The organism is Collinsella sp. BIOML-A6, from assembly GCF_009875845.1.
GTDB classification, from domain to species: Bacteria; Actinomycetota; Coriobacteriia; order Coriobacteriales; family Coriobacteriaceae; genus Collinsella; species Collinsella aerofaciens_H.
Window position 1 is genome coordinate 71921 of sequence record NZ_WWSL01000009.1, and the last position, 6620, is coordinate 78540.

Below are 6620 nucleotides of genomic sequence, written 5' to 3' on the forward strand. Positions count from 1 at the left end.
CCCATATGATAGCGAAACGAGACAGGCAAGGTTAGTTTAGGATCCCAATCATATCGAGTGCGCGGGCAGGCGTCAGGCAAACTTCGGGCATCTCCTCCAGCATGCGCCGGTCGCTCGTGACTACGTAGTCAACGTCTGCCGTCTCGCCCGAAGCGATGATGAGGTTGTCTTCAAGATCCGGCATGCGCTTGCCAAGCATGCGCGCCATCTCGCACTCTGCCAACGAAAGCGGAGAGGCGGTTGCCACCTGCATCATGTGCTCAATGCAGGCCCATGACGCCGAGGCAAACGACACGTTCATCCCATTCACGTTCCGCCGGGCTAGACGCCGAGGCAAAAGATAGAATACATCCTTTGCCGTCGTTGGCGCATACAGAAGGTCGATCTTTCCTGCCTCGGCCAGTTCAACCAATCTTCTCGCTTCGTCGAACGCCCCCTCTTGCAGGTAATAATCGAGCCAAACGTTCGTATCTACCAAGAGATGCTTTGCCTCAATCATCAGCAATTCGCCTCGATGTCGGCAATCATCGCATCATACATATCATCCCGTACGGCATCCCAGTCTTCCGCCGAAGATTCGGCCGGTGCAAAATCCGACGCGCTCAGCCCCAACGAAGAAAAAGCCAGGCCACTTCCCTGCTCGGCCAGACTCTCCGCACGGGATGCCTCGCGCTTATCCGCTACCATAAATCCCGGCAACGTTTGATGCTCGACGAGATAGGCCCAAAGCGCACGAATGGCATCGCTCGGCCCCAATCCATTGCGAGTGAGGACCGCATCGCCACCAGCTTTGAGCATAGGATCGATTCGCGTGTTGAGCTGCACTGTTGCTGTACCCATAGCGGCTCCTTCCTACTTGCTAGCAGTATAGCAAACCTGAAAGGCCGTACAAAGGGCCCCGACCGAGAACGGACGAGGCCCTGTCAGATTGGTCGTGTCGAGAAAGGTGGTGTAGCGCCCGATCCGAAGCGAGTCGGCCTGGCGTCCAAGAATCTAGAATACGATTGATGCCCTATGCCGCCGACCGGCATATGAAAGCCAGCGGGCCAAAAGCCCCATGGCTTCTAGCCCGCAGAAACATCGATGTTTCCAAATGATCGTAGCTTGTGCTTCAAGCGCTTTTCTACGCTACCGGCGGATGCAAATCCCAATCGGGAAAGCAGTTTGCGAAGCCCGTGAGATTTTGGGTCAAAACATTGTTCTCAGCTTGCTTCAGTCGCTCGTCCTCTTCAAACAGACTATCGAGCTCGCTCAATGCATCGAGGTCCTGCATTGCAGCATCGTTATGGTCGAAATCAGTCACTTCATCAGCCATCTTTTTCACTCCATTCATGGATTATCGAGACAAATCCTACCGGCTAGGCAACCTTTTCAAGCTTAAGCAGGTCGCTGCGCTCGGCCGCAGCTTCCTTCGCGCTCTTCCACTGATTAAGCGCCAGATCGATCTCGGAACAGCCTTCCTGGATGCGTTTGGAGTATTTGGCCTCAATCTCTTCTGCCTCCGTAGCGCGCTGCTTGCCCGAGAGGCTCGTCTTTACTAGACAATAGCCAGCCCCCGCAAGAAGCAGAATGCCAATAACCTGGTTTACAAACGCAAAGAAAGCTACTCCCAAAACAGCGAGGACAACGGCCGCTATCTTGTGGCTCTTGTTGCCCTTCGCAACCTTGACATCAAGCTCAGCGAGCTCCTTTTTCTTCTCTTCACCGACATAGCGAACATAATCGCCGCGCAGCGCATTACCCTCATCGCCGGTAACCGCCCTGCTTGTCCATCCGTCGAAGTCAAGGGTGATCGCCTGCGGAAATTCGGGGATGTCGCTCTTGCGATACCGGTTGAAACCACCGTTGATATAGGAACCCAAAAACTGAATCGCGGTCTTCTTCTTATGCACATCCACAGACGCACTCTGGTCGCGCATCGAGCGTGTCATCTGGTCGATGATGTTCATCGTCTGCTGACGCTTCTCATCGCGGCGACGATTGACGAGCTCTCGGGCGCGCTCCACGTCTCCGCCAAATGCCTTGACCGCAAGAAGATACTCCTCCTGGCGGCGCAAATTTCGCTCCTTGGAGTCATCGGAGTTAACGAGCTCCATCAAATGCCTGTCAACCTGCTCGGCAAGCGTCCTCTCGTCAACATCAGAAGCCTTGAGGTCGGCGAAGTCATTGGAGATGCTCTCGATTGCCTCGACTTTTCCGAGATACTTATTGATGTAGTCAAACTCCTTGACCACCACCTTGAGCGCCGGATATCTCGAACTCATATCCTCCTCGTAGCCGGTAAAGTACTCCGCCCATGACTCTGACTGCTCATTCTCGAACTCAGGGCTCTGATTTCTGATCTGCTCGATCCAGCCCGCCATATAGTCGTCGCACAGGTGCTTTTCGTCGGTTCCAAAGATGCCGTTGATATAGGCATCGATGTAGACCATCGCATCGGCATCGATGCGGGCGGTGTTTTGCGTCGAGAAGTAGCGCGCTAACCATTCGTAGCACGTAGCCGTGCGGTTATTACGTCTGCAGATCAGAGTCATCGCAAGCGACGTGTGCTCGTTGTCACGTTTGACAGCCTCGCGTATTGCGCGCTCTGCAAGATCTCGGTTGTTGTTGATCCATGCCGCAAGGGCAACCAGGACAGGTGCCAGCCAGTAGTCCGGGGTAGAGATCATTAACTCCTCGGAGACCGTCGAAATCGTCGCCTTGCGCACGAGCGCCGCATCGGTTGCCTGGAGAATACCGACCATGGTGTTTCGAACCACTGAGTAGTTGCCGAACTTTTTGTCCATCTCCTGCCGGACGCTCACGAGCTCCGTAGTCGCCTGCTCAAGTGCGGCGGTACGACGCTGCTCGAGCATCATCTCGAGAAAGTCCTTTCGGAGCTTTTTAAGGTCCTTCCGCACTTCCTCCATTTGCGATTCGACCTTATCGACCTTCGTGGTCATCTGGTCAACTTTTGTTCCAATAGCGGCGATCCTGCGCTCGATAAGGACAGTATCTACTCCCGAATCACTCATCTGTACCACCTTTCAGTTTGCACTGTTTAGATCATCCAATAGCTTTAAGCGAGTAAGCGCCCGCCATCTGCTTTATTGAGAGGCCATGCTTCGGTATTGCTCGGACACCTGCTGATAGGCCACAAGAAACTTCTGTTTGTATTGGCTTGCCTTCATCGAATTGACGATGCGACCGACGGGCTCCACATAGTGTTCGAAAAAGTACGAAGTCCTTCTTCGTAACGCAAACGAACCAGTTTTATAGGGGGACCCGGGGTTCTCTCTAATGCCCTTGAGTAGTGCAAGACACGTTTTGGGTGTATTGCAGTTGGCGGCAATATCTTGATAGAAACTCTCCCGCTCTGCAGTCATAAAGTCTTCCGAAGCATACCGCGCTATGCAGAACGGGCACACAGCATCGATAAAGTTCTCAAGTCGAGACCGATCCTCCATGCTCTGCATATTGGCGACCACGAGCGATACCATCTGAACCTCAAAGTCACGCATGTTGTAGAGCGTCGACTCAAACAAGTCGATCAAGTCACGCACCTCATCATATTCGAGAGGGATATCTTCGGCCCTTTTAAAGAAAACCGTCATCGAACCCGAAAGACCTTCGCAAAACTCATCGCAGTACGCAACCATAAACTGTGCCGCCGCGTTGTCTTGCATCATATTGAGCACGTCCGCGGCAAATTTGCGGGCCTCCGGGAAGTTGCCGCCCTTAAAAAACTTGATGGCATTGTCCTTGGCAAACGCGATTTTGCCCGTGGCCCCCAGACGCGCCCGCGAATAGTACATCTCGCGACCGCACTGGTTGCAATGAACCTTTCGAGTTGCGGGGTCAAACTCGACATCGGTGCTGCCGCAGCCCTCGCAAGTTATTCCGTTGATTTCCAATAGCTTCCCCCACTTCAACCATCAAAGTGCCCTGGTAAAAAGCAGCGCGAGCCCTTATTTGACAGCGGTCAGCGCCGCATTGCGCTTTTTCCAGATATTGCGCGCATCATGGACAAGGCCAACCGTAACATCTGCCGGCTCATCGGCACTCATGGAATTCGAGACCGCCTCAAGCGCGGCGGAGAACTGTCGCTCGATCTCTTGAACATGGGGGTGCGACATGTTGGAACTAAAGGAGATGTCATCCTTGAGCCCTTTGAGTTCGGCTTTAACCTGAGCGTCCTCCGCTACGGCAAGAAGCTGCCCCACATATGATCCGAACTGTGCCGTTTGAACCGTCTTTGCGAGGGCGGCGGCAACCTTTTGGTCTGCCCGGCGGGCATAGGAGCCAAGACCCATCTGCACAAGGACAAGCACAACGAGAAGAACAACGTTTGCGACAACCGGGATCGTGCTGCCGCCCCACCCATACGCCACAAACGCAAAGTACGTATTGGCAAGAAGGGCAACAACAAAATAGGCACAGCTGGATGCAATCGGCAAATAATGGATTTCGGTCGTGCTTTTGACCGTGGACTGCTTATCGGACATGGTAGCCGAAATCGAAGCCACCGCAAAAGCCAAAACCCCAAAACCAAGCGACATAGCAAAGACGATAGGGTTCATCAGCGCGTTTTTGCAGACAAACATGATTACAAGCCACGCCACCAAGACGATTGCCTCGCCCAAAATGACACGTTTAACAGAACCGTTCATCTTTGTTTCTCCTTATTGGATCTTAGTTCCACAATCGGGGCAGAATTTGGTCCCTTCCGGCAACTCGGCTCCGCAGCTCGGGCACCTTGGCGAGGTCAACCGGTTCCCGCACTCAAGGCAGAACTTGGCACCGACCGGGTTAAGATGCCCACACGCCAAACACGCAACACCCTGCTCGAGCTTTTGTCCGCATTCCAGGCAGAACTTGGCACCCATCGGATTAACGTTTCCGCAACCGGGACACACGAGACCGTTTTGCATACCTGCGGACGCGGAAGCCGTTCCAACCATGGGAGCAACAGCGCCCATGGTCTGGTTGGCCAAGTTGGAGAAGCCAGCTCCAAATGCACCGCCCATGCCAACGCCCATGCCGAGTCCCATGCCGGCTCCCATGAGGCCCGATGCGGCACTCCCCTCATTGCCCGCAGCACTCTCCATTACGTCCATGCCGCGCTCCTGCTGATAGTTGTAGCCTTCGCGCGCACGCTTCCTGGCAAGTGCCTCGGACTCGATGTCCATCTGGGCAGCGTTACCCTGTGCCTCGAGAATGCTCCGCTTACGCTGGATCTTCATCTCGTTGATGGCGGCAAGATCCTCTTCGAAGGGCTTGATGCTGTTGAACGAGAAGTTATCGAGTGTGAGACCAAACTCATCGAAATAGTTAACGAGCTTGACCTGCATCTGAGACGAGAAGTCGCTCAGATGCGTCGCAATTTTAAGAACGGAAACCTCCTGGTCAACAATCGCCTTAGCAAGCAAGTCGGGAACATACTCAAGGATTTTTGCCCGCATAAAGGAGGTAAGTTCTTCTCGTGTATAGCGATCTCGCGTGCCCACGACCTTAACAAGGAACTTCCTCGCCTGAATGGGAACCAGACTCAAATCGTTCTGTTCGATATGCACGCCAAACAAACCGAAGGCGCGAACGTGAACGTTGACGTCTTCCTCAGGGTCTTGAACGATGATGGGCTCGGTCGTGCCCCAGCGTAGCTCGTTCATGTAGTTGGTATTGATAAAGTACACAACGGAATGAAACGCCGAGCTACCGCCGGTAAGCGAATGAGCGGCATTGCGGAACGGGGCGAATCGGCTGTCTCCCGTGTCGAGCTTGATCTTGCACGGACCGACAAACACGCTTACCTGAGAATCGCCGGCACCCGTAGCGTCAGTAGAACTGCCCGCCCCCATATTGTTGGTAAAAACGGCAATCTGCGATTGCGCAACCTGAAGATAGGACCCGTTGGGGAAATCCTCGTAGGGATAGCGGAATGAGACAAGCGAGGCATCTTCGTTGTTGCCAGGCTCCCATTTGATATTGTCGACAGAAAAGGCACCGAGTATTCCGCTGTGCTTTTCTTCCTTTTCGTTATCGCTATGGAACAGAGACATGCTGATTCCTTTCGTTAATCCCAAACCACGCGCTCCGCGTGTCTAATGAATTGCGAAATGCCGAGCCGACAGGCGCATCGAAAGCCCGTGCGTCTCAATCAATCCCCCAACTTAGCTCGGTTAATTACAGCCCTCAAGTCATCGCATTTAGTCACCCGCCGGCGAGCGGTAATAATGTCGCACCTTTGGTCAACTGACGAAGAACCGGGAGGGTTCGAACCCCAGATACCCTTTTGGGGCATACCCGCTTAGCGGGCGAGTGTCTTCGGACTCTCGGTCAGCTCTTCGTAACGGCCGTTTTAGCTGTAACTAAACTCGTCGGATGGAACAAGGGGAAAGGTATAGGAGCCGCGCACGCCGTAATGCCAACATGCCTCGGCTAAAGTTACTCGCTCTCGTGATAGGCCATAATCGACCGGCACGGATACCCTTCAGAGCCGCATTCCGCAGACGCTACGACCTTTCCGTCTTTATAAAACTCGACGTACCAAACGTACGTTGCCGCCCATTACAGTCTGAAATAGGCCATCGATAAATTTCGATGGCGAGCATTCGGCGCATTGCCTACGATACGGGCAAGCC

Annotated in this window: 7 protein-coding genes; all 7 read right to left on the reverse strand. The window is 53.8% G+C overall.

What is annotated here, in order from left to right:
* Positions 1 to 31 precede the first annotated feature (31 nt).
* The 7 genes from GT495_RS04545 to GT495_RS04575 all read right to left on the reverse strand — a co-directional run bounded on the left by GT495_RS04545 (position 32) and on the right by GT495_RS04575 (position 6038).
* Positions 32 to 499, reverse strand: coding sequence for a PIN domain-containing protein (locus tag GT495_RS04545; protein WP_204986881.1), 468 nt, complete (start codon positions 497 to 499; stop codon positions 32 to 34).
* Positions 499 to 840, reverse strand: coding sequence for a type II toxin-antitoxin system RelB/DinJ family antitoxin (locus tag GT495_RS04550; protein ID WP_161161662.1), 342 nt, complete (start codon positions 838 to 840; stop codon positions 499 to 501). Before GT495_RS04550 ends, GT495_RS04545 begins: the two co-directional genes overlap by 1 nt.
* Before the next feature lie 283 nt (positions 841 to 1123).
* Complete coding sequence (locus GT495_RS04555; protein ID WP_156599436.1) at positions 1124 to 1315, reverse strand: hypothetical protein; 192 nt, start codon at positions 1313 to 1315, stop codon at positions 1124 to 1126.
* 43 nt (positions 1316 to 1358) lie between these two features.
* Entirely contained in the window at positions 1359 to 3014 is a 1656-nt protein-coding gene (locus tag GT495_RS04560; RefSeq protein ID WP_161161663.1) for a hypothetical protein, read from the reverse strand.
* Between the two features lie 72 nt (positions 3015 to 3086).
* Positions 3087 to 3893: a hypothetical protein gene (locus GT495_RS04565; RefSeq protein ID WP_161161664.1), complete on the reverse strand. Its 807-nt coding sequence runs from the start codon at positions 3891 to 3893 to the stop codon at positions 3087 to 3089.
* Positions 3894 to 3947: 54 nt separating this feature from the next.
* Entirely contained in the window at positions 3948 to 4649 is a 702-nt protein-coding gene (locus GT495_RS04570; RefSeq protein ID WP_161161665.1) for a hypothetical protein, read from the reverse strand.
* Between the two features lie 12 nt (positions 4650 to 4661).
* Positions 4662 to 6038 (reverse strand): SPFH domain-containing protein, encoded by a 1377-nt coding sequence (locus GT495_RS04575; protein ID WP_161161666.1) that lies wholly within the window; start codon positions 6036 to 6038, stop codon positions 4662 to 4664.
* Between the last annotated feature and the right edge of the window lie 582 nt (positions 6039 to 6620).

Bases quoted from the DNA above. Each gene is read 5' to 3' on its own strand.
- GT495_RS04560 (WP_161161663.1), bottom strand. From the start codon at position 3,014: ATGAGTGATTCGGGAGTAGATACTGTCCTTATCGAGCGCAGGATCGCC.
- GT495_RS04575 (WP_161161666.1), bottom strand. From the start codon at position 6,038: ATGTCTCTGTTCCATAGCGATAACGAAAAGGAAGAAAAGCACAGCGGA.
- GT495_RS04545 (WP_204986881.1), bottom strand. From the start codon at position 499: ATGATTGAGGCAAAGCATCTCTTGGTAGATACGAACGTTTGGCTCGAT.
- GT495_RS04555 (WP_156599436.1), bottom strand. From the start codon at position 1,315: ATGGCTGATGAAGTGACTGATTTCGACCATAACGATGCTGCAATGCAG.
- GT495_RS04550 (WP_161161662.1), bottom strand. From the start codon at position 840: ATGGGTACAGCAACAGTGCAGCTCAACACGCGAATCGATCCTATGCTC.
- GT495_RS04570 (WP_161161665.1), bottom strand. From the start codon at position 4,649: ATGAACGGTTCTGTTAAACGTGTCATTTTGGGCGAGGCAATCGTCTTG.